This is a genomic window from Actinomycetota bacterium, from assembly GCA_014360645.1.
Lineage (GTDB): Bacteria > Actinomycetota > Geothermincolia > Geothermincolales > RBG-13-55-18 > Solincola_B.
This window is the reverse complement of sequence record JACIXD010000005.1, coordinates 147632-172417: the sequence shown is the minus strand read 5'-3', so window position 1 is coordinate 172417 and position 24786 is coordinate 147632. Positions and strand designations below refer to the sequence as shown.

The 24786-nt window shown below is 68.6% G+C and carries 20 protein-coding genes; 6 read left to right on the top strand and 14 right to left on the bottom strand.

All coding sequences use genetic code 11. The features are described 5' to 3' along the window. Window positions 1-230: 230 nt before the first annotated feature. The 8 genes from pknB to H5T74_06120 form a co-directional block, all read right to left on the bottom strand. The gene (gene pknB, locus H5T74_06155; GenBank protein MBC7229958.1) at window positions 231-2030 is read right to left on the bottom strand and encodes a Stk1 family PASTA domain-containing Ser/Thr kinase; all 1800 of its coding nucleotides are present in this window, start codon (window positions 2028-2030) and stop codon (window positions 231-233) included. A 303-nt stretch (window positions 2031-2333) separates the two neighbouring features. After that, window positions 2334-3677 carry a PASTA domain-containing protein gene (locus H5T74_06150; protein ID MBC7229957.1) on the bottom strand — a complete coding sequence of 448 codons (1344 nt, stop codon included), beginning with the start codon at window positions 3675-3677 and terminating at the stop codon, window positions 2334-2336. Window positions 3678-3908: 231 nt separating this feature from the next. After that, window positions 3909-5360, bottom strand: coding sequence for a hypothetical protein (locus H5T74_06145; protein MBC7229956.1), 1452 nt, complete (start codon window positions 5358-5360; stop codon window positions 3909-3911). Continuing rightward, on the bottom strand, window positions 5332-6711 hold the full coding sequence (locus tag H5T74_06140; GenBank protein MBC7229955.1) for an FtsW/RodA/SpoVE family cell cycle protein: 1380 nt from the start codon (window positions 6709-6711) through the stop codon (window positions 5332-5334). The genes H5T74_06145 and H5T74_06140 overlap by 29 nt, the downstream gene beginning before the upstream one ends. Further along, complete coding sequence (locus H5T74_06135) at window positions 6708-7472, bottom strand: Stp1/IreP family PP2C-type Ser/Thr phosphatase (protein MBC7229954.1); 765 nt, start codon at window positions 7470-7472, stop codon at window positions 6708-6710. Before H5T74_06135 ends, H5T74_06140 begins: the two co-directional genes overlap by 4 nt. A gap of 3 nt (window positions 7473-7475) precedes the next feature. After that, on the bottom strand, window positions 7476-7922 hold the full coding sequence (locus H5T74_06130; protein MBC7229953.1) for an FHA domain-containing protein: 447 nt from the start codon (window positions 7920-7922) through the stop codon (window positions 7476-7478). Window positions 7923-8007: 85 nt separating this feature from the next. Beyond that, on the bottom strand, window positions 8008-8742 hold the full coding sequence (locus H5T74_06125; protein ID MBC7229952.1) for a DUF3662 and FHA domain-containing protein: 735 nt from the start codon (window positions 8740-8742) through the stop codon (window positions 8008-8010). A gap of 46 nt (window positions 8743-8788) precedes the next feature. Further along, complete coding sequence (locus tag H5T74_06120; GenBank protein MBC7229951.1) at window positions 8789-9256, bottom strand: hypothetical protein; 468 nt, start codon at window positions 9254-9256, stop codon at window positions 8789-8791. A 287-nt stretch (window positions 9257-9543) separates the two neighbouring features. On the opposite strand from H5T74_06120, the gene H5T74_06115 reads away from it, so the two are divergent. Beyond that, entirely contained in the window at window positions 9544-10794 is a 1251-nt protein-coding gene (locus tag H5T74_06115; protein ID MBC7229950.1) for a B-box zinc finger protein, read from the top strand. Between the two features lie 183 nt (window positions 10795-10977). On the opposite strand, the gene H5T74_06110 is transcribed toward H5T74_06115, so the two are convergent. Beyond that, entirely contained in the window at window positions 10978-11634 is a 657-nt protein-coding gene (locus H5T74_06110; GenBank protein MBC7229949.1) for a PHP domain-containing protein, read from the bottom strand. A gap of 8 nt (window positions 11635-11642) precedes the next feature. Then, window positions 11643-12620, bottom strand: a complete 978-nt coding sequence (locus tag H5T74_06105) for an LCP family protein (protein MBC7229948.1) — start codon at window positions 12618-12620, stop codon at window positions 11643-11645. A 257-nt stretch (window positions 12621-12877) separates the two neighbouring features. Here H5T74_06105 and H5T74_06100 point away from each other — a divergent pair, with 257 nt between their 5' ends. From H5T74_06100 to H5T74_06085, 4 genes are all read left to right on the top strand, one after another. Continuing rightward, complete coding sequence (locus tag H5T74_06100) at window positions 12878-13483, top strand: phosphatase PAP2 family protein (GenBank protein ID MBC7229947.1); 606 nt, start codon at window positions 12878-12880, stop codon at window positions 13481-13483. A gap of 184 nt (window positions 13484-13667) precedes the next feature. Then, window positions 13668-14996, top strand: a complete 1329-nt coding sequence (locus H5T74_06095) for a hypothetical protein (protein ID MBC7229946.1) — start codon at window positions 13668-13670, stop codon at window positions 14994-14996. Between the two features lie 49 nt (window positions 14997-15045). Continuing rightward, window positions 15046-16281: a PQQ-binding-like beta-propeller repeat protein gene (locus tag H5T74_06090; protein ID MBC7229945.1), complete on the top strand. Its 1236-nt coding sequence runs from the start codon at window positions 15046-15048 to the stop codon at window positions 16279-16281. A 3-nt stretch (window positions 16282-16284) separates the two neighbouring features. Next, window positions 16285-17712 (top strand): DUF2029 domain-containing protein, encoded by a 1428-nt coding sequence (locus H5T74_06085; GenBank protein MBC7229944.1) that lies wholly within the window; start codon window positions 16285-16287, stop codon window positions 17710-17712. Window positions 17713-17722: 10 nt separating this feature from the next. Here H5T74_06085 and H5T74_06080 read toward each other — a convergent pair whose 3' ends face one another. The 3 genes from H5T74_06080 to H5T74_06070 form a co-directional block, all read right to left on the bottom strand. Beyond that, window positions 17723-19096, bottom strand: coding sequence for a TldD/PmbA family protein (locus H5T74_06080; GenBank protein ID MBC7229943.1), 1374 nt, complete (start codon window positions 19094-19096; stop codon window positions 17723-17725). After that, window positions 19097-20497, bottom strand: a complete 1401-nt coding sequence (locus H5T74_06075; GenBank protein MBC7229942.1) for a TldD/PmbA family protein — start codon at window positions 20495-20497, stop codon at window positions 19097-19099. A gap of 166 nt (window positions 20498-20663) precedes the next feature. Beyond that, complete coding sequence (locus tag H5T74_06070) at window positions 20664-23006, bottom strand: GAF domain-containing protein (GenBank protein MBC7229941.1); 2343 nt, start codon at window positions 23004-23006, stop codon at window positions 20664-20666. Between the two features lie 368 nt (window positions 23007-23374). On the opposite strand from H5T74_06070, the gene H5T74_06065 reads away from it, so the two are divergent. Then, window positions 23375-24115: a DUF72 domain-containing protein gene (locus H5T74_06065; protein ID MBC7229940.1), complete on the top strand. Its 741-nt coding sequence runs from the start codon at window positions 23375-23377 to the stop codon at window positions 24113-24115. A 199-nt stretch (window positions 24116-24314) separates the two neighbouring features. Here the strand turns inward: H5T74_06065 and H5T74_06060 are convergent, their stop codons facing one another. Next, a complete protein-coding gene (locus tag H5T74_06060; GenBank protein MBC7229939.1) occupies window positions 24315-24785 on the bottom strand; it encodes a flavodoxin domain-containing protein in 471 nt (156 codons plus the stop codon). Window position 24786: the final 1 nt, after the last annotated feature.

Sequence of the window (24786 nt, the reverse complement as noted above, 5' to 3'; positions counted from 1 at the left end):
CTTCCGACCCCGGCGGCGGCCGGCCTGGGGATACCTTCCGTGGCGGGAGGAGGGAGGGCCGTCCCGGTGGCGTTCGTCCCTGCGGCGGCCGCGCCGAATCAGCCGGGTAGCGGCATGAAAGCCCGGGGCCGGATCTCGGCGGCTTCCCACCTCAGGATATGGTAATCTTTGGCATCAGCACGGGGGGAGCCCCGTCCCCGGAGCGCTCTCCGCCGCGCCCTCTCCCCCGCTCAGGAGGAACGCCCCACGAAAATGCGCACGTTGTAGCCCGCGTCCACCGTGGCCCCGGGAAGGGGCACCTGGTCGAGGACCTTTCCCACCTGGGTGGAGTCCGAGGTGTCCTGGTAGATCACGGTATAGTTGAGTCCGGCGTCGCCGAGGATGCGCTTGGCGTCCGCCTCCTTCTCTCCCCGCACGTCGGGAACGCTGACCGTGGAAGGCCCGGTGCTCACCACGATGGTCACCGTGCTCCCCTCCAGCACCTTCTGGTTCGCCAGGGGGCTCTGCCTGATCACCCGGCCCTCGTCCACCTCGGAGCTGGATTCCTCGCTCACCGATACTAGGAAACCGGCCTTCTTGAGGGTCTCCTCGGCGTCCGCCTGCTTCATGCCCACCACGTCGGGGACGGCCACCTTCTTCTGCTCCACCCCGATCTCCAGCCTCACCGTGGTGCCGGGGGAGACGAGCTTTCCGGCGGCCGGGCTCTGGGAGAGCACCCTGTTGACCTCCTCCTCGTCCTCCACGGGGGTGCTCTTTATCTCGATCACCAGGATGCCCATCTTCTTCAGGATGTCCTCCGCCGCATCGCGGGACATACCCTCGAGTTCGGGCATACGCAGCTCGCGCGTCACGGTGAGGCTGACCTTCTCGCCCTTTGCCAGCAGGGTGCCCCACTCCGGGTCCTGCGAGACCACCAGGCCGGCCTCCTCCGACTCGTCCTCGATGTACTTGTCCTTGACCTCTCCCACCTTCAGTCCCAGGCTCTCCAGGGTGCCGGTGGCCTTCTCCAACGACATCCCCTGCAAGTTGGGGACCTCCACCTTGCCGCCTCCCCCTCCCAGCACCAGCGCCAGGACGATCCCCGTGACCGCCAGCGCCGCCACCACCGCCGCCGCCACCGCCCATGGCCACCTGCTCCCGCCGCCTCCCGAGGCCGGCACAAGGGCGGCCGTGGCCGTGCGTCCCGGGAGCACAGGGGTGGCGGATACTGGCATGCCCTCGAGGAAACGCAGCAGGTCGGCCTTCATCTCCTGCGCGGTCTGGTAGCGATTGGCGGGGTTCTTGGCCATGGCCTTCATCACCACGGCCTCGAGGGTGGCGGGGATCTCGGGGTCGATCACCGAGGGTGGTATGGGGTCCTCGCGCACCTGCCGGTAGGTGACGGTCACGGGGTTGGGGTCGTCGAAGGGCACCCTGCCCGTCAGCATCTCGTAGAGCACCACGCCCAGGGAGTAGATGTCCGACCTCCCGTCCACCGCCAGCCCCTGTGCCTGCTCGGGAGAGATGTACTGCGGGGTGCCCATGACCATGCCCGTCTGGGTCATGCCTCCCCCGTCGCCCTCGCGGGCGATCCCGAAATCCATCACCTTGACCTGGCCGAGGTTGGTGATGAAGACGTTGTGCGGCTTGATGTCGCGGTGCACGAGGTTGTGGCGGTGGGCGAACTGCAGGGCGGCGCTTATCTCCGCCGCCACCTCCGCCGCGCGCTCGGGGAGCAGCCGGCCCTCGGTGCGCAGTATCTCCTTGAGGTCGCGACCCTCCACGTATTCCATGACGATGTAGTAGAGCTCGCCTTCGCCGCCCCAATCGTAGATGTTCACGATGTTGGGGTGGTTGAGGTTGGCCGCCGCCTGGGCCTCGTGGCGGAACCTCTGGATAAAGGAGGGGTCGGCCGCGTACTGCGGGTGCAGGACCTTCACCGCCACCTCCCTGCCCAGCAGCAGGTCGTCGGCGAGGAAGACGTCGGCCATGCCTCCGCTGCCAATCTTTTCCTTGATACGATAGCGCTGGTTGAAGACCTTTCCCAGCATCCTCTGCTCTTACCTCCGAGAGACCTCTATGACCTCCGGGCTCGGGCACTCCCGCTCGCGCCCTTCCCGGGTTCTTTTTCCCATACCTTCAAGATCATTTTTCCATGCGCCGGGCCGCTTGTCCTTCAGCCCCTGCCCCGCCCGCGACGCCTTACCGTACGCGACCGTTGTCCCGCGCCTTCCTCCCGCGCCGCGGCCCCGCGCCCGCCGCCACTACTTTCCCCCGGGGACGGATCCCCGTGGACATCCTCCGAACATTATTTGAGGGCGGCGCCTGGAGGCCGGTTCCCCGGCAAGCGCGCCTCAGACGCCGGAAGCCTTCCTGTTCACCACCAGGTTGACCGCCGCCCCGCTGGACAGCCTGGACCCGTAGGGGGGATCCGTCTCCACCACGCGGTTTTCGCTGTATCCCTGTACCTCGCGGTAGATCACCTCGCCCACGCGGAAACCGCGGCTCTCCAGCACCAGCCGCGCGTCCTCCAGGGTGAGCCCGACGAGGTTGGGCACGGTGAGGGGGCCTAGGCTCTCCAGCACCTTGACCACCGTCTTCCTCTTCACCATGACCCCGCCCTTGGGGTCCTGGGATATCACATACCCAGCCCTGACGCCGGCGTCGTACTCCCTTGCCACCACCAGCAAGCCCAGGTCGCGCTCCGCCGCCAGCTTCCGGGCTTCCTCCACGCTCACGTTCACCAGGTTGGGCACCTCGACCTTGCTCCCGGTGATGGCGATGGAGAGTATCCACACCAGGAAGAAGATGGCCGCCACGGCCAGCATGGCGGCCCCCAGCCATACCTGCCAGCGCTTCAGGCGGGGCAGGGATATGGCGGGGGCGGGCCTCGCCACCTCCTCGCCCCTTCCGGCCACCCCCGCTTCCGGGCGCGGCTCCGGCATCATGGGCACCTCCTCCCGCAGGGTGGAGACCGCTTCCATGACCAGCTCATCGGAGGAAGGGAAGCCCGCGCCCGCGACGCTGTCCAGGCAGAGCTGCACCAGGCGGCGCAGGCGGGGCGGGACCTCGTCGCCCCACTTCAGCCTGCCCTCCCTGATGTCCGCCACCGCCTCCGCCGCGCCCCTGCCGGTGAGGCTGCGGTAGAGGAGGTAGCCGAGGTCGCTCAGGTCGCGCCTGGGGTCCCGATAGAACGGATGGGGGCTGGCAGCGCCTCCCAGCACCACGGGAAAGCCGGGGTCGGACACCCTCGCCCTGCGCCCCGGGTAGATGAACACATGCCTCTCGTCCAGGGAACCGTGGACAATGCCCTGCCCGTGGAGGTAGGCCAGTATCCTGCCCATCTCCACCGCGAAATAGAGGGCTCCCACCGGCTTCATCCTCTTCCCCGCCGCCAGCAGTTCGTGTAGGGTCTTCTCCTCCACCATCTCCGTCACTGCATAGGGGCGGCTATCCTCGATGCCGTAATCCAGCACCGGGATGACGCCGGGGTGGCTGAGGCGGGTGGCGCGGTGGGCCGCGGAGCGGAAGGAGTCGCAGAAATCCCGGTCGGAGAGCAGGTGGGGGAGGGGCAACTTCACCGCCACCTCCCTTTCCTCCAGGATGTCGAAGGCCCTGAAGACCTCCACCGTCCGGCCCACGGCCACCCTCTCGTCCAGGCGGTAACGTCTCCTCAGGACCCGACCCTTCCAGTCCATCAAGCGATCCATGCCTCCTCCGTCAGGAAAAGCCCGCAAACCCCAGGGCCATTATAATGCAGGGGCCGAGCGGGGCGCCAAGAAGACGCGCCCCCGGCGCGGCCGCCGCGCCGCCGCTCCCCCCGCCGTTTTCCAGAAGAGGAGCGCGGGACGGGAGGACGATGTCCCGCGAGGCAGGACCGGGGATGATCTCATTCTCGTCGAGAGCGCCTCGGGAGTCCGGCGCCCGCCCTACTTCAAGGCAGCGGCCATGACCTCGCGCGCCACCGGCGCGGCCACCGCGCCCCCGCTCCCCCCGCTGTTCTCCAGCAGCACCGCCACCACCACCGTGGGGTTCTCCGCCGGGGCGATACCCAGGAACCAGGTATGAGGCGGCTTGCCCTCCACCTCCGCCGTGCCCGTCTTACCGGCCACCGTCACCCCTTCGATGGCGGCCTCTGCACCCGTACCCGACCTCACCACGCTCACCATCATCTCCAGTACCTCGGAGGCCGTCTGGGAAGAGATGGGCGACCGCCACTCGCGCACCTCGTAACGCTCCAGGATCTCGTCGGAGCGCCGCACTTCCTTCATGAGGTGCGGGCGCATGATCCTCCCCCGGTTGGCCACGGCACATCCCACCAGACACAGCTGCAGCGGGGTGAGGAGGATCTCCCCCTGGCCGGCGCCGCTCCAGGCCAGTTCCACCTGGTCCATGTCGCCGGCCCGGGGGATGGAGGAGGGGACGACCCCCGGGTAGTCGAGGGGGATCTCCCCGTTGATCCCGAAGCGCTCCGCGTATTCCACCAGCCTGCCCGCGCCCATGCCCAGCGCCAGCTGAGCGAAATAGGTGTTGATGGAACGGGCCATGGCTGTTTCCATATCCTGGGTACCGAAAGAGGTAGGGGGGTCGCCGTAGTTGGTGACCCGCGATCCCCCCACCGGCAGCACCCCAGGACAGTCGTAGGTGGTGCCGGGGGGGAAACCGCTCTCGATCCCCGCGCAGGCTGTGACCACCTTGAAGCTGGAGCCCGGCACGAAGAGACCCATGGTGGCGCGGTTGAGCAGGGGGCTGTTGGGGTCCTGGTTGTACGAGCGCATGGCCCCGTCCGCCACGGATTCGCCTCCGGCGTCACGCTCCCGGCTCACCAGCGCGTTGGGGTCGAAGTCGGGCCACGAGCACATGGCCAGCACCGCCCCCGTCTTGGGGTCCACGGCCACCACCGCTCCCTTGCGCCGCCCCAGGGCCTGCGCCGCCGCGGCCTGTACCTCGGAATCCACCGTTATCACGAGGTCGTTTCCCCGCTCGAGGTCGGAGGTCATCTCCTCCGTCCACCCCCGTGACGGCCGGTAGCCCAGGAGATAGTCGTTGTACCAGGCCTCCAGCCCGGTCCTGCCGAACTGGGGGCTGTCATAGCCCAGAAGATGGCAGAAGAGGCTTCCCCCGGGATAGGAGCGCCTGTATTCCAGCGGCCCGTCGGTCTTCACGCTCTCCGCCACCACCAACCCGTCGGAGGTCACCACCCTGCCGCGGGCGATGCCGTATTCCCGCATGATGCGCCGCGTGTTGGCGGGATTTTCCTCCAGACGCCCCTGCCCGAACACCTGCAGCCAGCTCAGGTTGACCACCAGCGCCGCCGCCAAGGCCATGAAGAGCACGGCCAGCCTCCTGATGCTATCCCGCGACGCCCTCACCCCCAACATCCACAGTGCCCGTGCCTGCGCCAGAGGGACCTGCTCCGGCCCCCCTCTCCCGCCTCGCGCTCCGCCCCTCTCCGCCGGTTCGCTTTCCCGCCTCCCGCGGCGCTCCCGATATGCACAGCAGCAGCCCGAGGATCAGGAAGTTGCTCACCAGGGAGCTCCCTCCGTAGCTGACGAAGGGCAGGGTGATGCCCGTGAGGGGCACCAGCCTCGTATCCCCGCCCATGATGATGAAGGCCTGCAGGAAGACGATGGTGGTCAGCCCCACCGCCAGCAGCTTCCCGAAATCGTCCTCGCACCTGAGCGCAAGGCTCAACCCCCTCCCGGCGAAAAGCAGGAAGAGGATCACCACCGCCGCCGCTCCCAGCAGGCCGAGCTCCTCGCCCACGGCGGCGAAGGCGAAGTCCGTCTCCACGAAGGGGATGATGTCGGGGCGCCCGCGCGCCAGGCCGGTCCCCGAGAGGCCCCCCTCCGCGAAGGCGAACAGGGACTGTGCGATCTGGTAGCTCTCGTCGTTCACCGTCTCCGGGTTCAAGGGATCCAGCCACGAGTCCACCCTCGCCCGCACGTGGGAGAAGGCGAAGGAGGTGGCCACCGCGCCGGCCAGGAAGAGCAGCAGCCCCACCACCACGAAGGAAGCGCGGGAGGTGGCCGCGTAGAGCACCGCCAGAAAGATGCCGAAAAAGAGGAGGGAGGAACCCAGGTCCCTCTGGAAGATGAGGAGCAGCAGCGAAAGGGCCCACATGGTGAGCAGGGGCCCCAGGTCGCGCGGTCGCGGCAGGTTGACGCCGAGAAACCTCCGCCCTGCGCCCACGATGAGTTCCCTGCGCTCCGCCAGGTAGGCCGCGAAGAACACCGCCAGCAGGACCTTGGCCAGCTCAGAGGGCTGGAAGCGCAGGGGGCCGAAGACCAGCCAGAGCCTCGCCCCGTTCACCTCGCGCCCTATGAACACGGTGGAGAGGAGCAGCGCCAGGCCGATGACCGCCAGGGTATAGCGGTAGCGTTCCAGGACGCGGTGATCCTTCAGGGCCGCCGCCAGGACCGCCATGCCCGCGAGCCCGATCCCCAGCCAGATCACCTGCAGCCGCGCCATGTGGGGGTTCAGCCGCAGCAAGATGACCACGCCCAGCGAGGAGAGCGCCGCGGCCAGGGGAAAGAGCACGGGGTCGGCCGCCGGCCGGAAGAAACGCAGAGCCAGGTGGGCGAGGAGGAACATCCCCGCCAGCAGCAGCGGGTAGAGGGCACCCGATGCCACCACCCGCCCCTCCCGGGCGAGATCCATGGACACCCAACCCAGGAAGGGAACGGCCGCGGCCACCGCGAGAAGGGAGGCTTCCTTCCAGCGCGGGCTCATGCCCTGGCCCTCCAGCGCCCGAAGATGCCCCGGCGGCCCTCCTCCGCTCCCCCCACCTCGTCACCGAGTTCGGCGAGCACCACGGTGATGTTGTCCGGCCCCCCCCGCCGGTTGGCCGCGTCGACCAGGGCACGGCAGCAGAGGGACAGGTCCTCCTCTCCGGACAGCAGGACCTCGATCTCGCCGTCCTCCAGGCAGGCGGTAAGACCGTCGCTGCACAGGAGCAGGCGGTCGCCGGGACGGGCCTCCACCTCGTCCAAGTCCGCCTCGGTTCCCCCTCTGATGCCCAGCGCACGCAGGATGATGTTCCTCTGGGGATGCGTGCGCGCCTCGCGCCGCGAGATGCGGCCCTCGCGCACCATGCGCTCCACCAGGGAGTGGTCCCTGGTCATGAGGCGCAGCTCGCCATCCCTCCAGATATAGGCGCGGCTGTCCCCCACGTGACCCAGGAAAACCCCGCCCTCCACCAGCACGGCGGTGAAGGTCGTCCCCATGCCCGCGAGCTCAGGGTTCCCTCCCGCCATCTCCAGCACGGCCCGGTCGGCCGCGGCGATACCTTCGCGCAGCCGCCTCAGAGGCGGCAGGCGCCGGTTCGCCTCCTCGAAGGCGAGGAAGCTCCGTATGGCCACCGCGCTGGCCACCTCGCCGCCCTGGTGTCCCCCCATACCGTCCGCGACGATGAACAGCCGCCCGTCGGCATGGTAGCTGTCCTCGTTGTTCTCCCTCACCCTGCCGGTGTCCGTGAGGGCGGCGTATCGCAACTCCTACCTCCTGAACTCGAGCACCGTGCGCCCCACCCTTATACGGTCGCCGTACCGCAACCCGATGGGATAGTTGATGCGCCGTCCGTTGACGTAGGTTCCATTGGTGCTGCCGAGGTCCTCGACGAAATACCCCTCCCCGGTACGATAGACCCGGGCGTGCTGGTTGGACGCGAACTCGTCCTCCACGCAGACGGCGCATTCAGGCGCGCGCCCGATGACCGTCTCCTCCCGCACCTCCCAGTTGCCCTGCCTGCGGAAAGGCGTTTCTCCCACCAGCACCAGTCTGGCCCGGCGCCCCGTCTTCCTGGGCCTTGCGGCCGCCCGCACCGCGTCCTTCGCCGGTGCCGGCTTGAGCTCGCGGTAGATCAGCCTGGCCACCAGGGCGAGGAAGGCATAGAGCAGCCCCAGGAAGACGTATCTCAAGGTCACATAGACGATCTCCGGCACGCCCGCTCCTTCCCTTCACCTCGCGCCCGGCAAGCGCCCCACCGGCGGCGAGGCGGCGTGGCGCGGTTCTCTCCCGTCATCCTCCCTATCCGTCGGCGACGAGGTCGAAGCGCATCTCCGTCCCTCCCACCGTCAACACGTCCCCTTCCTCCAGCAGCCTCTCCGCCACGCGGCGCCCTCCCACCAGGGTACCGTTGGTGCTCCCCAGGTCCCGCACGACGTATCCTTCCGGGATGCGCTCTATCTCGGCGTGGAAACGGGAAGCGCGCGGATCGGGCAGCCGGAGGTCGTTGCCCTCCGCCCGCCCCACGCGTATCTTTTCCGCCTTCAGGAAAAAGCGCAGTCCGGCCTGCTCCCCGCTCAGCACCGTGAGGACCCCCAGCCGTCCTTCTTCGTATTCCGGGGGCCGGTAAGCCGCGGGGCTCGCGGCCCGCCGCTCCCCCCTCCCTTCCTCCAGCCGGGAGGATACGGTGAACTCCCCCTCGCGCAGCGAGGCGTCGGCGACGAGGTCCACGCGCGGGCGGGTGACGAGATGGTAGGCGCGCTCGTTGGCATAGGAGATGAGAAGGGTCTCCAACTCCCCCCTCACCTCCTCCAGGGCTCCCGCCAGGCGTTCGTGGTCCGCCGGGCTCAGGCTCACCTGGAAGCGGTTGGGAGCAAGGGTCTCGCTGACCCCGATCGCCCTGCCGTCATCCATCTCCCGCGCCAGGCGTCGGGCTATCTCCAGGGGGTGCACCCCGCCCTTGAAGGCCCGCGTGAAGGGGCCCTCGAACGCTTTCTCCAGACGTTTCTCGAAACGGCGCAGGACTCCCACCGTCATCAACCCCCATCGCTGTGAGGACGAGGCCAGACGCCCGCGACGGCCTTTATTTCCCCGCTATCGCATCCTCGACATCGGCGATGCGGGTCGGGAACCTCGCCGCCTCCAGTCCCGCCAGGGCGTATGAAAGCACGAAAAGGATGGCGGCGCGCCCGAGATCACCGCTGAAGAGATAGTAGAACAGCCCCAGCACGGAGGACATGCTGGTCCCCACCCCGGTGAGCCCGAAGACGCCCTCCGCGTAGGACCACCCCTTCTCCCTCTCGCCGATATAAGGAAATAGTTTCCATAAGCGCCCGTACAGGTAAAGGGAGAAGAAAGCCCAGGCCGACAGCCCTCCCGCCGCCAGGCATCCCGCCGCCAGGTTGAGGGTCGCCGCGGCCGCACCCGTCCTCTCCACCGCCCAGGGCGTGAGGTGCAGCACGGCGCAGAAGGCGAAGAGCACGGCGGGTATCCCCAGGGCGATGAGACAGAAACGCCCGAAGACCTTTTTCCCTTCCGCGCTCAGGACCATCGCAGCGGGCTCCTTCCACTGGCGGGGCGGTTCCCCTCCCATGCCTGCGATTATATCAGCCGCGTGCGGGCCGGCGAAGCCGCCTTAAAAAGGCCTCTCCAGCTGCCGATAACCTTACTGGCCTCCTACGGGAGGCGCGACGGGATCGGTGCCGCCGCCCGTGTGCGTGCGCCGGCGGGATGGATATATACTGGAAGCAGAGGGGAAGCGGCGCCGAAGGGATTGCGGTCCTGTCCTAGAAGTAATATTGGAAGCGACCTTGAACAGATGGCTGGGAGGTGGCCATAATGGAGTGTCCGTTCCACGCGGGTAACAATGCCATCACCACCTGCGTACAATGTGAGACGCCCATCTGCCCGCTCTGCGCGTCGGAGACCAACCAGATACACCTTTGCCTGAACTGCTACCGTAGCAAGGTGGAGGAGCTCTCCGCAGGGTTGGGAAGCGCCTCCCTGCGCCTGGCCAAGGAGCGGCAGAAAGCGGAGGCCAGGGTGTCCCTGAGAAAGAAGAGACGGGGAAAGGAGGAGCCGCCGCCGGCACCGGTGGCGAGGCCGGCCTTCGAAATGGGGGCGGCGGAGTCGCTGTGGGAGAAAGAGGAGGCGGCAACCTTCGGTCCCGGCGAGGGGGTCACGACCGCGGCTACGGAAGCCCGGCCGTCCCCCGCGGCAGCCCCCGCTCCTCATCCGGAATTCGCCCCGCCTCCTGTACCGCCGGCCCCTCCGGGCGAGGCGCCACCGGAGGCCTTCATCCCCGCGGCACCGGTGGAAGCCCCCCTGAGCAAGAAGGAGCTGGCGCGCCTGCAGAAGGAGGAGGCCAAGCGCAGGCGCGAGGAGGAGAAGGCGGCCCGGAAAGCGGCCAAGGCGGCACCGGCGGAGGAGGCGGCTCCCCTGGCGGAGGCCCCCCTGAGCAAGAAGGAGCTGGCGCGCCTGCAGAAGGAGGAGGCCAAGCGCAGGCGCGAGGAGGAGAAGGCGGCCCGGAAAGCGGCCAAGGCGGCACCGGCGGAGGAGGCGGCTCCCCTGGCGGAGGCCCCCCTGAGCAAGAAGGAGCTGGCGCGCCTGCAGAAGGAGGAGGCCAAGCGCAGGCGCGAGGAGGAGAAGGCGGCCCGGAAAGCGGCCAAGGCGGCACCGGCGGAGGCGGTCCCTCCCTCCATGCCCGAGCCGGCCCCGTTCTTCGAGGAGCGCCCCGAGCCCGGGGTCAAGGCCGCACCGCAGGCGGGGGCACCGGCGGAGGCGGTCCCTCCCTCCATGCCCGAGCCGGCCCCGTTCTTCGAGGAGCGCCCCGAGCCCGGGGTCCAGGCCGCACCGCAGGCGGCGGCACCGGCACAGCCCTTCGCCCAGGAAGGACCGGCTTTCCGCCCAGAGCCCGTCAAGCCCGTTCCCCCCCTGGAGATACCTCCCCTGGACCTGCCCACCGAATCGCCCCCGGGCGGCGTAAAGATACCCAGGCTGGAGGACCGCCTGGAGCCGTTGCCCCCCCTGGAGCCCGGAGAGCCCGGGATGCCCCCGGACCTCGAGCCCCCGGAGGGATTCTTCGACTAGCGGCGCGGCGCCGGGCGGAGTGCCGCCACGCGGTAGGCGTTCTGCCCGGGATGAATCGCCCTTCACCGGGGCCGCCCCCGTGCGCATGCAACGTTGACAGAAAAGAAAAGGGGACGGCAAACCGGTCAGCCTCCCGGGGACAAGATCCTGCGCGTGCTCGGACGGTTACGCCTCCCGCACCCCTCAGGGCAATCTCCGCCGCGTCCTGGCTCGCCAGCGCTCCAGCTGCGAGGACCACGGGCTGTATCGCCCGCCTCCGGGCTCGGCCTCCCGCAGGGAGGCCAGGAAACCCTCCGGAGTGGTAAATTCCTCCATCTCGGTGTACACCGCGCCCACATGGGCGGCTATATGGGCGTCGCTCCCTCCCGTGACCGGGAAGCAGTGCTCCGCGGCGAAGCGGCGTGCGGCGGAGTTGGCGAGCCACCAGCGCGGCTTGCCGTTCATGCCCTCAAGGGCGTCTATCTCGCCCCGCATCTCCAGGAGGCGGCGGGCGGTCATCCGCTTCAGCTTCACCAGGTCGAAGGGATGGGGGATGACCACCACCCCTCCCTGACGGTGTATCCTGTGCATGGTCTCCTCGGCGGAGAGCCCGGACGGGACGTCCTCGCGCAGGAAGAGGCCGATTATCTCCCCCTCCGCGCTCCGGATCTCCGACCCCGGGATGATCAGCAGGTCGGGCAGCGCGGCGGCGAACTCCAGGCCCCCACGCAGCGAATCGTGGTCGGTCACCGCCGCCCCCGCCAGCCCCCGCTCGCGGCACGCCGCCCGCAAGCCATCCGGGTCGATGGTGCCGTCGAAGGAATAAACGGTGTGCACGTGGAGGTCAAGCTTTATCCTCATCTCGCACCTCAGCGGTACTGCGGCGGGATGGAGCACGCGCTCTCCAGGGAGTAGACCAGCTCGCGCGTGGCCTCCCGGTCCACGAAGTACACGCTCGCGCCCCCCGCGGCGCCGTTGCGGCCGGGCAGCAGGCCTCCCTGCACGTCCACCACGGGGAAGGCCGCGAACTCCCGTGCCAGGCGTATGACCTCGTCGCGGGTGAGGTCGGTCTCCAGGCGCTCCAGGGCCACGGAGAGGAACCACGCCGCCCCCGGGCTGCCGGCAAGATCCTTGCCCTTGTAAAGGGCCTGGGTTATCAGCCGTTGCTGCTGGCGCGCGCGCTCCAGATCCCCCTCCGGATAATCCCTTGACCTGGCCATGATCAGGGCGTGCTCGCCGTCCAGCAGCTGGCTCCCGGCGGGTATGATGCCCAGCTTGGGGTCCATTATCGGCTTCTCCAGGGTGACGCGGACCCCCCCGAAGAGGTCCACAAGCCAGGCGAACTCGTCGAAGTCCATGACCACGTAGTTGCGGATCTCCAAGCCCGTGAGCAGCTCAACCGTCTCCACCGCCAGTTCGGGGCCGCCAAGGGGATAGGCCTCGTTTATCTTCCTGGTGCCGTGCCCCGGCACGGGGACGTAGCTGTCGCGGGGGATGGAGAGGAGGCACGCCCTGCCCTTGGACTCGTCCACGTGCGCCACCATCATCACGTCGCTGCGCTCGTTGCCCTGCTGCGGCCGTCCTGCGCCGTGGTCCAGGCCCAGGATGAGGACGTTGAAGGGGGAGGGGGAGACGGGCTCGGCGGGCGGAAGCAGGGGTGGAGCCTCGACCCCGGGAAAGGACCCGGCCTCGACCGCCGCCTCCGGCGAGGCGTTGAACCAGCCCCAGGGATCGATGAGCAGCACGGCACATACCGCCGCGGCCGCCAAGGCGGTCCCCAGCATCGCCGCGCCCAGCCATCTTCCGAAACGCCTGTCCCTGCTCACCGCCTCCCGCCCTGCCGTCATCACTTTCCGTCCCGCCTATACTTCTTCTCAAGCCGGCGCCGTTTTCCTCCCGCCGGAGCCCGCGGGGCTGAGACCTACCGCAGGGCTGCCGGCGTCCGCGCGGCACGTGTTCTCAAGCCCGCGGCTTCCGTGCCCTCCCGGAGCCCCGGCCCGCCCCGAGCGCCGCCCGCAGCGAGGCGCGGGAGGTCTACGCCGCCCCCGCAGCGTGTATAATGACTCCAGCCCCGCGGGAGGGGCGGTGACGCCGGGAGGTACGCTTGCACTGGCTCCTCGACCTGGATTATACCGTCTTCACCTGGATAAACGGGCTGGCGGGAAGGAACAGCCTGCTGGACTCGTCCATGCAGGCCTTCTGCAACGACCACCTGGTGCCCTTCACCCTGGGCTTCCTGGTGCTGGTCATGGCCCTGCACGGGCGCGGGCGGCGCCATGACCGCGATAACCTCGCCGCGGTGGTGCGCGTGTTCGTGGCCATCGCCGTCTCCTCGGCCCTCCTCCAGCTCGCCATCACCCTGGTTCACCGACCGCGTCCCTTCGTCGACCATCCGGTGAACCTCCTCTTCTACCGTCCCACGGACTGGTCTTTTCCCAGCAACCCCGCCACCGCTTGCTTCACCTTCTTCTTCTCCGCCTGGTTCTCGGACCACCGCTTCGGGTGGTGGTTCCTGCCCCCCGCGCTGCTCATGTCCTTCGCGCGCGTCTTCTGCGGCGTGCACTACCCCGGGGACGTGCTCGCGGGCATCCTCCTCGCCGCCGCCAGCGCCTGGACAGTCCACCGCCTGGATTTTCTAAGCCGCCCCTTCGTGGCCCTGGTGAACGGGGCGGAGAGCATCTTCCGCTCCGCCGCGAGCATGAGGAGATGAGGCAGGGCATGCCGTTCCCGTTCCGCCGCAGCCAGCCCCCCCGCGCCTCCCGGGAGGCGCCGCCGCGCGGCCGACCCGGCGACCGCCGCTCATGCAAACACGCCGGCACGCATAGAGGCAAGCGTCCTCGCTTCGTGATGCGGCGTGGGGACAGGGTCAAATCCCCCTGAGGAAGAGGTGGAACATGCAGGAGGTGTTTTACGAGGACATCCTGGAGACCTTCCTCTTCTGTTTCCTCGTCTCCCTGGGCATCATCCAGATCGCGGCGGCGCGCAGGGGTTGGCACGGCCTCAGCCTCTACGGAGGCCGGGTGCGCGCCAACCTCAACCATGCCCTGGGTGCGGCGCTGATCATCTTCGGCTACGCATGGTATTTCAGCGATCCGCTCCACCGGAACGTGCGCAACATAGAAGCGCTGATGAGCCTGGTCTGCCTGGCGCTGGGCGTCGTCGCGGCGGCGGCGGCCACCGCACTTATCGCCTCCCTGGCCGAAGCGCTACGCCGCCTCGCGAGGAGAGGCCGCCGAGAGGGGAAGGGCCTGTCAACGGAGGTGTTTGAGTTCCCCGAGGGAAAGGCGGTGCTCACGGGGAGCTGGGGGGATAATGGGAAGAATCTGGTAGTAATGGTTGAACCTGGCATGGAAGGAGAAAAGCTGCTGCGGGCGCTCCGCGCCTCCCTCCCCGCGCGGGGAGGCATCCTCTCCCTCCACCCCCGCTCCGGGCTGGGGGAAGGGACCGCGGAGAAATGGGCGGGCGAGGAGGAGATGATGGCCATGCTGTCCCGCCTCGAGACGGAACGGGGCCTGGAGGTGAGGGGCGAGAGCTTCCTCGCGCTGGGCTGGTGCGCCAACGCCGCCCTGCGCCTGCGCCGCCGCCTGGAGGAGGCCCGGGAGCCGCGCGCCCTCCTCGCCGTGGCCCCGGTGGCCCCCTACGGGGAGAGCGACCTCGGCGGCGACGCCCTGCTCTCCAACACCCCCCTGGACATCCTCTCCTTCCTGTACCGCAACCGCCCCTGGGATCCCCGTGCCGTGCGCAGGGCGTTGACCGCCTGGGCGCCCGTCTTCCTCGCCAGTGCGGCCCTGGCCACCGCGGTCACCGTGGCCTTCGACGTGCGCTGGAAGTTCATCTCCGGCCCCGTGGCCGGCTTCCTCCTCTCCCTGTGGGTGACCTATTTCCTGCTCGCGCGCGGGCGAGGCGGGCGTACCTCCTCCGAGGCGCTGCTGGCCTACCGCGCGCGCGTGCCCGAATGCGATGAGGGACCGCCCCCCACCAGGGTCATCCTGACCCAGGAGGAGGTCGCCGGAGCCCTGGGTAGCCGTCTCTTCGGCGGCGTCCGGGAACTGGAGCCGTGGCGGGAGGTGCTGCGCGGCAAGTTCCTGCTGAATGCGGGAACCGCGTCACGGCTCGCGGCTCTAATATGGGGTGAGGCGGAGGGGGATGCGGGAGGGCCGTGCCCGCAGGGTCTGCCTGCCCCCTGGAGGGGAGGGAAGGGCTCTCCGGAGGCCGAAGGATAGGGAAAGCCGGGGCCGCCGGTCCGCGCGGCCGGAGGGAGGCATGGAAGCCATGGAAGACAGAGCCAGCCATATGCCGGTGCTGGTCCTCAAGCTCGCGGTTTTCCTCGCCCTCGCTTTCGTGGGGGCGTTCTTCCTCGTACAGGTCTCCCTGGGCGCGCGCGGCTCTGAGGAACGCGGCGTCCCTGAAGCGGGGCCGGAATACGCCCTAGGCTCGAAGGCCTGCCGCGTCCTCAAGGATGCCCTGGAAGGCCTGGCGGCGCTGAGGCCCTACCGGCTCCTCCCCGCCTGGGAGCTGCCCGTGGAGGGGATGACCTTCATGGCCGAGGAGGGGGGCCGCCTCTACCTCGCGTCCGCCCGAGGCCGGGTCATGGGGGTGGAGGCCGCCACGGGAGCCACCGCCTGGAGCCTGGACCTGGGTGTCCCGGTGTCGGCCCCTCCCAACGCGCAGTCCGGGGTGTTGTACGTGGGAGCCTCCAACCATGTCCTCTACGCCTTGGACTCCAGGAGCGGTGCCCTGCTTTGGTATTTCGCCGCCCAGGGGGAGATACTCGCCCGTCCGGTGGTGAGCGACGGCATGGTCCTGGTCACCGCCGACAACGACTCCGTCTACGACCTCCAGCACCGCGTATATGCCCTTGACGCGCGCAACGGCTCCCTTCTCTGGGTGCACGACTCCGAGAGCTGGACTCCCTCTGCCCCCGCCGTGGGGGCGCAGGCCATCTACCTGGGGGGCTACGGACGGGAGGTCTATGCCCTGGACCGGACGACGGGCAGGGAGCTGTGGTCGTTCAAGGCCTCCAACATCGTCTTCTCCTCCCCGTTCCTCGCCGCCGGCGAGGTGATCTTCGCCAGCATCGACGGGCGCGTCTACGCCCTCCGCGAGGGAAACGGGGAGCTGGCCTGGTCGCTGAAGCTCCCGGGGTTCGTCTGGTTGGCGCCGGCGGGCGACGGCGTCTTCTTCGCCTGCTCGCGGGGCGACACCCTCACGGCCGTCTCCGCTGAGGAGGGGAAAGAGCTCTGGAGCTTCCGCGGCCGCGAGCTCCTGCCGGGGTCGGTCTTTAACCTGGAAGGCCTGGTCTGTGCCTTCAGTCGGCGGGGCCTGGGATACCTCGTGGAGGGAGGGGAGCTGCGCGGAGTGCTGGTCCTCCCCGCGGGCCTCGCCTCCACGCCCCTCCTCGCGCACGGTCGCGTCTACGCCTCCTCCCCCGACGGCCTGGTGCGAGCTCTTCCCCTGCCCGACCTGGGAGGAGAGCGGGCCGTACGCCGCGCTGAGAAAGGGGGGTGAGCCTTGCCCGCCCCGCCGACACGTGCGCTGCTGCGGGAGAGGTGGGCGGACTCCCTCACTTCGGAAGTGGGATACCTGGGCATGGTCTTCTCGACGGTGGCCCTCTACGCCGCCGTGGCCCTGGTCTCCCTGGCCCCCGACGGCACCATCGGGAAACTCTCCCCCATCCAGGAAGCGGTGCAGCGAAACCACTACCTGCGCGAGCTGCTGGACCTGTTGGGTATCAGCCGGGCCACCCACTTCCAGCTTGCGGTGACGGGCATGCTCCTGCTCTGCATGCTCCTGGCGACCTACGCCTGGGCGGTGCTCATCTTCCGGCGTCGCGGCGGCAAAGGCCTCTTCTCCATCCTGGCCCTCACCGTCTTCCTCTGCCTCCTCCTCACCTTCATCCCGCCGCTGGTGAGCAAAGACGTCTTTTCCAATATCTTCTACGGCAAGATCGCCGCCCACTATCACGACAACCCCTACGTCATCACCCCCCAGCGCTTCAGCGGCGACCAGCTCATGGCCTACGTCAGTCTGAACTGGAAGAACACCGCCATCGTCTACGGCCCGCTGCACACCATCTTCAGCACCCTTCTCAGCCGGGTGGCGGGCACGGGTATCACCGCCGGCATCTTCGCCTTCAAGGGGGCTATGGCCGTCTTCCACCTCGCCAACGTGGTCATCCTCTGGTTTATTCTGGGAAGGCTGGCGCCGCGTCGGCAGCGTTTCGGGACCATGCTCTACGCCTGGAACCCCATCGCCCTGGCCATCGGGGTGGGAGGAGGCCACAACGACGTGATGATGATGACCTTGGTGTTGCTGGGGGTGCTCTTCCTGCTCGGTGGAAGGCACTGGGCGGGGTTCGTCTTCATCTGCCTCTCGGTGCTGGTCAAGTACATCACCGTGCTGCTGGTGATCGCCCTCCTCATTCACCTGGCCACGAGATGGCGGGGGTGGGCGGAGAAAATCCGGGGGCTGGCCCTCCATCTGGCGGTCTTCTTCCTCTTGTGCGCGCTCTTCTTCCTGCCCTACTGGGTCGGTTTCCGCACCTTCAGCTCCACCCTGCGCAACCTGCAGCTGAACAATTTTTCCAGCGTGGGAGGACTGCTCGCCCAAGCATTCTCCTCTCTGTCCCACCACCTTTTGCGCATCCCCACGGGCGCCGCGGATACCCTGGGGAGCGTGGCGAGCAAGCTGCTGCTCCTGCCTCTCTTCCTCGCCGCGCTGTGGTACGCGCCGCGCCGCGCCGGCGCCCGGGAGGACCTTCCGGAATGCTTCTTCCTGGTGATCCTGGCCTACCTCGTAACCACCAGCTACTACATGCCCTGGTACTTCATCTGGTTGCTGCCCTTCATCGCCATGCGCCCCTGGGACCGCCTCTCGCGCTGGAGCCTGGCGCTGGGCACCGCCACCATCCCCCTGGGCACGGACATCCGCCCTTACTGAGAGGCGGCGATCACCCGCGGCCCGAGACCATGACCCCTTCGACGGCCACGGTTGGCGCTCCCAGGCTGCCCTCGAAGGGCAGGAAGCGCAAGTCCTCGCCCACCGCCACCGTGTGGGCCAGGAACTCCAGCGCCTTCCCGGCCAAGGTGATCTCGCGCAGGGGCTGCTGCGGGCTGCCTCTTTTTACCAGCAGACCCACCGCTCCCAAGGATATCTCTCCCGAGACGGGGTTGGCGCCCGCGTGCGCTCCCACCACCTGCAGTACCAGCACCCCCTCTCCGACCTCGCGCATGATCTCCTCCCTGCCCCCCCTGCCGGGTTGGAGGAAGAGGTTGCTTGCCCCCACCCTCGGCCGGTCGCGGAAGCTCCCCCGGCTGGCGTTGCCGGTGCTCTCGGTCCCGGCGCGCGAGGCGGTGTAGGTGTTGTGGAGGTATCCTTTGAGCACACCTCCCGAGATGAGCTCCTTGCGCCGCGAGGGCACTCCCTCGTCGTCGAAGGGAGCGGTGGAGGGGGCGCCCGGGAGCAGGCCGTCGTCGATCACCGTGACCCCGGCATCGGCCACCGCCTCCCCCAGCTTTCCGGCGAGGAAGGAGCGCCCCTTGAGCACCGCCTCGGCGGAGAGGGCGGCGGCCAGCATACCCAGGAACTCCGCCGCCACGAAGCTGTCGAGGATGACCGTGGTGCGCCGCGAGGGCATGCTGCTCGACCCCAGCAGGCAAACCGCGCGCTCCGCCGCCTCCTCCGCCACCCGGGAAAGGTCGAGGTCGGAGGGCTTCACCCCCACGTCGAAGGAGAAGCCGGTCTGGTATTCGTCTCCCTCCCTGGCCATGGAGTAGACGTAACAGTAGCAGTCCGAGGAGCGGTAACGACCCTCTACGCCCGCCGTGCTGGCCACCGCCACCTCCGCCACCCCGTCCGCGTACACCGCCGTCTCCACCTGGGCGACGCGGCGGTCGGCGGCCAAGGTGAGCCTCTCCAGCTCCAGGGCCATCTCCACCTTGCGCGCGGAGTCCGTCTCCTCCACCTCGGGGTGATGGATGCCCAGGTCCTCCCGCGTGTAGGCCGCCGGGCCCGGAAGCAGGTTATGCTCGTCGGGGGTGCCGTAGAGAGAGTTGGCCACCGCCTCCTCGACTGCCCTTTTCACCTCCTCCCATCCCAGGCCGGTGCAGTAGGAATAGCCGAGGCGCCCTCCGCGCAGCGCGCGCACCCCCACTCCCCGGCTGTGAGAATAGCGCAGGCCTTCCACCTCTCCGCCGAAGGCCTTGACGGTGAGGCCGCGGTGTTCCTGCGCGAATACCTCCAGCTCCACCCCCGCGCCCGCCAGAGCACGTCCGCGCTCCACCCACTCCCGCGCCAGGTCCAGCAGTCCTTCCCCGCGCTCCACCTACATCACCTCCGTGGTCCCGCCCACCACCATCTCCCGCACCCGCAGGGTGGGCTGGCCGGTACATACCGGCACCGCCTGGCCCTCCTTGCCACACATGCCGGTGTCAAAATCCAGGTCGTCGGCGACGGCATCGATGTCCAGGAGCACCCGAGGCCCGTTGCCGATGAGGGTGGCGCCCTTGACCGGCTCGGCCACCTCACCGCCGCGTATCATATACCCTTCGGTGACGGCGAAGATGAAGTCCCCCGTGACCGGGTTCACCTCGCCGCCTCCCAGTTTGAGGGCGTACAGCCCCAGCGGGGTGTCGGCGATGATCTCCTCCCGCTTCGCCGTCCCCCTCTCGATATAGGTGTTGGTCATGCGGGGGATGGGTATGAAGCGGTAGGACTGGCGCCTCCCGTTGCCCGTGGGAGGGAGGCCGTCGCGCAGGGAGCGCCTGCGGTCGTTGATGAAGTTGCGCAGCACCCCCTCCTCGATGAGAGGGGTGCGCTCCGCCCTGGAGCCCTCGTCGTCGTAGCAAAAGGACCCCCAGCGGTTGACAAGGGTGGCGTCGTCATAGGCGCTGACCAGGGGGGAGGCCACCCTTTCCCCCAGCTTCCCCGCGAAGACCGATGCCTGTTTGAAGACGGCATCCGCCTCCAGGCTATGCCCGCATGCCTCGTGGAAGAGCACCCCCCCGGTGCCGTTGGCGATGACCACCGCCATGGGGCCGGAGGGAGCGGGGCGCGCCTCCAGCATGGTCAGGGCCTGCAGGGCGGCGGCCCGGCCCGCCTCCTCGGGCGGGAAGGTTCGGAAGAGCTCGTAGCCGCCCAGCATGCCCGGCGTCTCGTGCCCCGTCTGGATCTCGCCGTCCCTGGCCGCCACCACCTGCACCACCAGACGCACGCGCACCCGGAGGTCGCTCGCCATCTCGCCCAGGGAATTGGCCACGAACACCTCCTGCCTGCTGTCTGCGAGCATCACCACCACCTGGGCCACATAGGGTCCGGCCTCGCGCGCTGCCTGGTCCGCCCGGCGCAGCAGCTCTATCTTCTCCGCGCGCGGGAACTCGTCTATGTCCAGCTCCACGGGGTGCTCCATGAGCACGGGCAGGCGTGCGAGGGGTTTTTCCAGGCTCACCGCCGAATCGCCGCCTCCCCGCGAGGCGGCGGCCGCTACCCCCGCCGTCTCCAGCAGCGAGGCCTCGCCGATATCGTTGGTGTAGGCGTAGGCCACCGACTCCCCGCGCATGACGCGCACGCCGGCCCCGGCCTCACTCCCGGAGGAGCTGTCCTCCACCTTCTCCTCCTCCATGCGCAGGGCGCAGCCGTGCCTCCTCTCCACGAAGAGCTCGGCGAAATCCCCTCCCAGGGACAGGGCTTTACCGAGAACCCGGCGCGCCGTATCCTCGTCGATCATTCCCTTTCACCTCCGTCGCCACTGCGGCCATGGGACCGGACGGGCCCACGCCAGGTGCTCTTTTCCAGCCTCAAACACTTTAAACAAATATAAGCTTCGCGGGGGCGGGAGACCATGGCCCGGCCGGGAAAGGCCGGGCGCGTCGCCCCGCGGGCCACAGGGCGGTTCAGCCCTCCGGCGCCGAGCCCAGGGGGATCTCGAAGGTGAAGGCGGCTCCGCCCTCCGGCCTGTTCTCCGCCCAGATCCTCCCGCCGTGGGCTTCCACCAGTTGGCGGCATATGAAGAGTCCCAGCCCCACCCCCGCGTAGGGCCTGCTGGTGCCGGCGTCCGCCTGGAAGAAGCGGTCGAAGATGCGCTTCAGGTGCGCCGGGTCGATGCCCTCGCCCTCGTCCTCCACCCTCACGCGGACCCTGTCCCCGAGGGCCGCGCCCGTGACCTTGATGCGACCCCGCCCCCCCGTGAACTTCACCGCGTTGGAGAGGAGGTTGGCGAACACCTGCTGCATCCTCCTCGCGTCGGCCCTCACGGAGGGAAAGCCCTCCCCGAAGCTCACCTCCGCCGGCTGGCCGCTGACCGCGGCGACGCTCTCCTCAACCGCCTTGCGGGCCAGAGACTCCAGGTCCACCTCCTCGAGCTGCAGGGCGAACCTCCCCGTCTCCAGCAGGGAGATGTCCAGTAGGTCCTCGACCAGCGAGGACAGGAAGCGCGTGCGCTCCATGATCACCCGCAGGCACTGCATCTCCTCCTCGTAGGTCAGGCTCTCGTAGTAACGGTAGATGGTCTGGGCATATCCCCCTATGAGGGCCAGCGGCTGCTTGAGCTCGTGGGTGACGGTGGAGATGAAGTTGGACTTCATCTCATCCAGGCTCCTCAGCTCGAGGTTGGCCTTCTCCAGCTCCGCCACGTACGCCTGCAGCTCCAGGTAGAGGAGGGCGTTCTCCAGGGCGATCCCCACCTCGTCCGCCATGGCCCGCACCGTGTCCCGCGCCTCCTCGGGCAGGGGCGAGCGCCGCAAGCTAACCAGGCATACCAGGCCCAGAACGCGCGTGGGTGAACACAGGGGCACCACGGCCACGGAGCCGCCGGGGGCGAGGCGTACCAGCTCCTCGTCCCCGGCTTCCCCGGCCGTGTCCCAGAACACCGCCTCCCGGCGCACGGCGATCTTCCCCATCAAGCCCTCACCAGGGACGATGCTCTCGGGCAGGAGATCCGCGTTTCCCGAGGGGCAGCGGTGGTAGAGAAGCCTCCATCCCTCCTCTCCCGCCAGGTAGCACCAGCCCTGGTCGTAAGAGGTGAATTCGAGCAGCGTATGCAGGGCCTTCTGCAGGATCTCGTCGGGGTTGGAGGTCCGCCGCAGGGAGCTGATCACCTCGCTGAGGGCGCGCAGCTCCCCGGTGCTCTCGCGCACCTTCCGCTCCATCAACTCGTGAGAGCTGCGTACCGCCTCGGCCATGCGGTTGAAGCTGTCGGCCAGGGCCCTCAGCTCCTCCGCCCCCTCGGGCTCGATGCGCTGCTCCAGGTCGCCCAGGGCCAGCCTCTCCGCCCCACGTTTCAGCGCCACCAGGGGTTCCGTCACCCGGCGCGAGAGGAACAGGGAGGCCGCGAGGGCCACGGCCGCCATCCCGATCACGATGAGCGCGACGCTCGCGCGCAGCTCACCCAGGCGCGAATAGGCCTGCGCCGCGTCCTCCTCCACCACCAGGCCCCACCCCAGGTCGTCTATCCACGTGTAATGCCCCACCACCTTTCGCCCCTCGTAGTTGAGGTACTCGGCCACGCCGCTCTCCCCCGACGCCGCCCTGCGCACCCCCTCGGTGTCCAGGGCCTCCCCGAGTATCTCCAGGCCCGCTTCCTCCTCCGCCAGGGGAGGAAGGGTGATGAGCTGACCGCTGGAGTTCACGAAATAGGCCTCGCCCGACACCCCCACGCGAAGTGAGCCCATTATGCCGCTCACCCCCTCGGGGGTTATGTCCCCGGCAAGGATCGCCGCCACCCTGCCCTCCAGGACGATGGGCGCTGCCACGGTCATCACCCTCTCCTGCGCCGGCGGCTCGCCGACCAGGCGGAAGGGGATGACCAGCGTCTCCCCCGCCTCCAGGCCCTGCAGTTCCTCCACCCTTCCCGGCCGGTACTGGGGATCGGAGCTGGCGACGAGGTAGCCGTTGGGCAGGAAGACGTTCAGCCTCCTGATGCCGGGCAGCTTGATACCCGCTTCCGCCAGGTCCCTTTCCGCTTCCTGGAAAGTGGGGTTGGAGCGGTACAGGATCTCGACCGCGTTTGCGATCATGGCCATCTGCCGCTCTAGGGTAGGAACCCATACCTCCTCGGCCACCAGCTCTATGTCGTGGGAGATGTTGGCGATGTTCTCGTACACCTGCTCCTTGAGGGAATTGCGCGCGATGCGGTAGGAGGCGGCGCCGACCAGCACTCCCGCCGCCGTGCCGGCAAGGAGGATGACCAGAAACAGGCGGCCGCGCATGCCGGCGAAGAAATCACGCAGCGCTCTCATCCTCTCTCCCCGCGATCGCGCGCCGAACCGATCAAGCCTGTCTTCAAGCCTATTATAGGGGTCTTTCGCCTTAAAGGAACGCCCGGGACAGCCGGGCAAGGTCCGCGAAGGATCCACCGCAAGGCCCGCTGCACCCGGAGCCGATCTTCCCGTTCCAAAAGACGTCCGGATAGAAGAAAAGCGGCTTTCGTTCACGGTTATCTCCGCGATACCCGGAGCCTGCCTCCCCGCCCAAGATACCCCGCCGCGAGGTCTGTAAGGCTATGCCGGGGATGGGCAGACCTGCCGGATCTCCTATAATGGTCGTATGTGGATGCAGTCGGGCTCGGGCCCCGCGGGGCCGGTCTCGTCTTTCCAGGAGGTGAGCGGTGGCCGAGCTCAGGGTGGGGACCTCGGGGTGGCACTACCCACACTGGAAAGGCGTTTTCTACCCGGAAGGGCTGCGCGGCGGGGAATGGCTGCCCTTCTACGCCTCACGCTTCGACACCGTGGAGATCAACAACTCCTTCTACCGCCTTCCCGGGCGCGAGGTCTTTTCCTCCTGGGCGCGTGTCGCTCCGCCCGGCTTCCTCTTCGCCGTCAAGGCCAGCCGCTACATCACGCATATGAAGAAGCTCAGGGAGGCCGAGGACGCCCTCGCCGTCTTCCTGGAAAACTCTTCCGCTCTGGGAGATAAGCTGGGTCCCATACTCTTCCAGCTCCCGCCGCGCTGGAAAAGGGACGCCGCGCGCCTCGCCGGCTTCACCGCCATGCTGCCCCCAGAGCACCGCTACGCCTTCGAGTTCCGCGAGGCCTCATGGCTGCACGAGGAGACCTACCGGGTGCTGGAGGAGAGGGGCATCGCCCTCTGTATCGCGGACTCGCCCTCCTTCCCCCGCTCGCGGCGCGTCACCGCTCCCTTCGCCTTCCTGCGCTTCCACGGAGGAACGGTGCTCTACGGCTCCAGGTACTCGCGTCAGGAGCTGCGGGGGTGGGCGTCCTTCGCGCGTTCGCTCCTCGAGCGCGGCATCGACGTCTATGCCTACTTCAACAACGACGCCCACGGATACGCGCTCGAGGATGCCGCCCTCTTCCGCGAGCTGGCGGGCGGCGAGCCGCCGAGGCCATGAGCTGAATGTGAGCCGGAATGCGACGGGCCGGCCGGGGAACCGAGATCGAGATCGAGAAAGGCCGGGGCATGTTTTCACGGTGCAGGTGGAAGGTTCCCGGTATCTGAAGCCCGGCCCCGCCCTTATCCGACGCCCCGCCGACACGCCGACGCCGCCCCAGGCGGCGGCCCGGCCGCGCCCCGCAGATCCGCCCGCAACCTCAGGCCTTCTTCGCGAGCCTGCGGCCCAGATCCTCCAGGCGCCGGATGTCTTCCTCCTTGATGTCCGGCCCTTTCCAGAGGCTCAGAGGAGCCCCCGCCTTGACCGCCACGCCGCGCAGCACCTTCGCCTTCCTCCTGCGCAGCAGGCGCCCGATCCGCCTCACCGTGGCCTTGCCGCGGAATCCGGCATAGGCGGAGAAGGCGGTGGCGGTCTTGCCCTTGAGCGCCTTCTCGTCCAGCTTCTTGAGGAACCTCTTCACCACCCGCGCCGGTTTCGCTCCGCGGGTGGGGCTGCCGACCGCGATCACCGTGTAGTCCGCCAGCTCCTCGGGCCGCGCCTCGCTGACGCGCTTGACCGTCGCCTTCACCCTGCGTGATTCCAGGCCGCGGGCCACGGCCTCCGCGGCGTCCGCCGTATGCCCGGTCTTGCTGTGGTAGAGCACCAGGGCGCTCTTCCTCTTCCCCAGCATG

Bases quoted from the DNA above. Each gene is read 5' to 3' on its own strand.
- pknB (MBC7229958.1), bottom strand. From the start codon at position 2,030: ATGCTGGGAAAGGTCTTCAACCAGCGCTATCGTATCAAGGAAAAGATT.
- H5T74_06150 (MBC7229957.1), bottom strand. From the start codon at position 3,677: ATGGACTGGAAGGGTCGGGTCCTGAGGAGACGTTACCGCCTGGACGAG.
- H5T74_06145 (MBC7229956.1), bottom strand. From the start codon at position 5,360: ATGTTGGGGGTGAGGGCGTCGCGGGATAGCATCAGGAGGCTGGCCGTG.
- H5T74_06140 (MBC7229955.1), bottom strand. From the start codon at position 6,711: ATGAGCCCGCGCTGGAAGGAAGCCTCCCTTCTCGCGGTGGCCGCGGCC.
- H5T74_06125 (MBC7229952.1), bottom strand. From the start codon at position 8,742: ATGACGGTGGGAGTCCTGCGCCGTTTCGAGAAACGTCTGGAGAAAGCG.
- H5T74_06120 (MBC7229951.1), bottom strand. From the start codon at position 9,256: ATGGTCCTGAGCGCGGAAGGGAAAAAGGTCTTCGGGCGTTTCTGTCTC.
- H5T74_06115 (MBC7229950.1), top strand. From the start codon at position 9,544: ATGGAGTGTCCGTTCCACGCGGGTAACAATGCCATCACCACCTGCGTA.
- H5T74_06110 (MBC7229949.1), bottom strand. From the start codon at position 11,634: ATGAGGATAAAGCTTGACCTCCACGTGCACACCGTTTATTCCTTCGAC.
- H5T74_06105 (MBC7229948.1), bottom strand. From the start codon at position 12,620: ATGACGGCAGGGCGGGAGGCGGTGAGCAGGGACAGGCGTTTCGGAAGA.
- H5T74_06095 (MBC7229946.1), top strand. From the start codon at position 13,668: ATGCAGGAGGTGTTTTACGAGGACATCCTGGAGACCTTCCTCTTCTGT.
- H5T74_06090 (MBC7229945.1), top strand. From the start codon at position 15,046: ATGGAAGACAGAGCCAGCCATATGCCGGTGCTGGTCCTCAAGCTCGCG.
- H5T74_06075 (MBC7229942.1), bottom strand. From the start codon at position 20,497: ATGATCGACGAGGATACGGCGCGCCGGGTTCTCGGTAAAGCCCTGTCC.
- H5T74_06070 (MBC7229941.1), bottom strand. From the start codon at position 23,006: ATGAGAGCGCTGCGTGATTTCTTCGCCGGCATGCGCGGCCGCCTGTTT.
- H5T74_06060 (MBC7229939.1), bottom strand. From the start codon at position 24,785: ATGCTGGGGAAGAGGAAGAGCGCCCTGGTGCTCTACCACAGCAAGACC.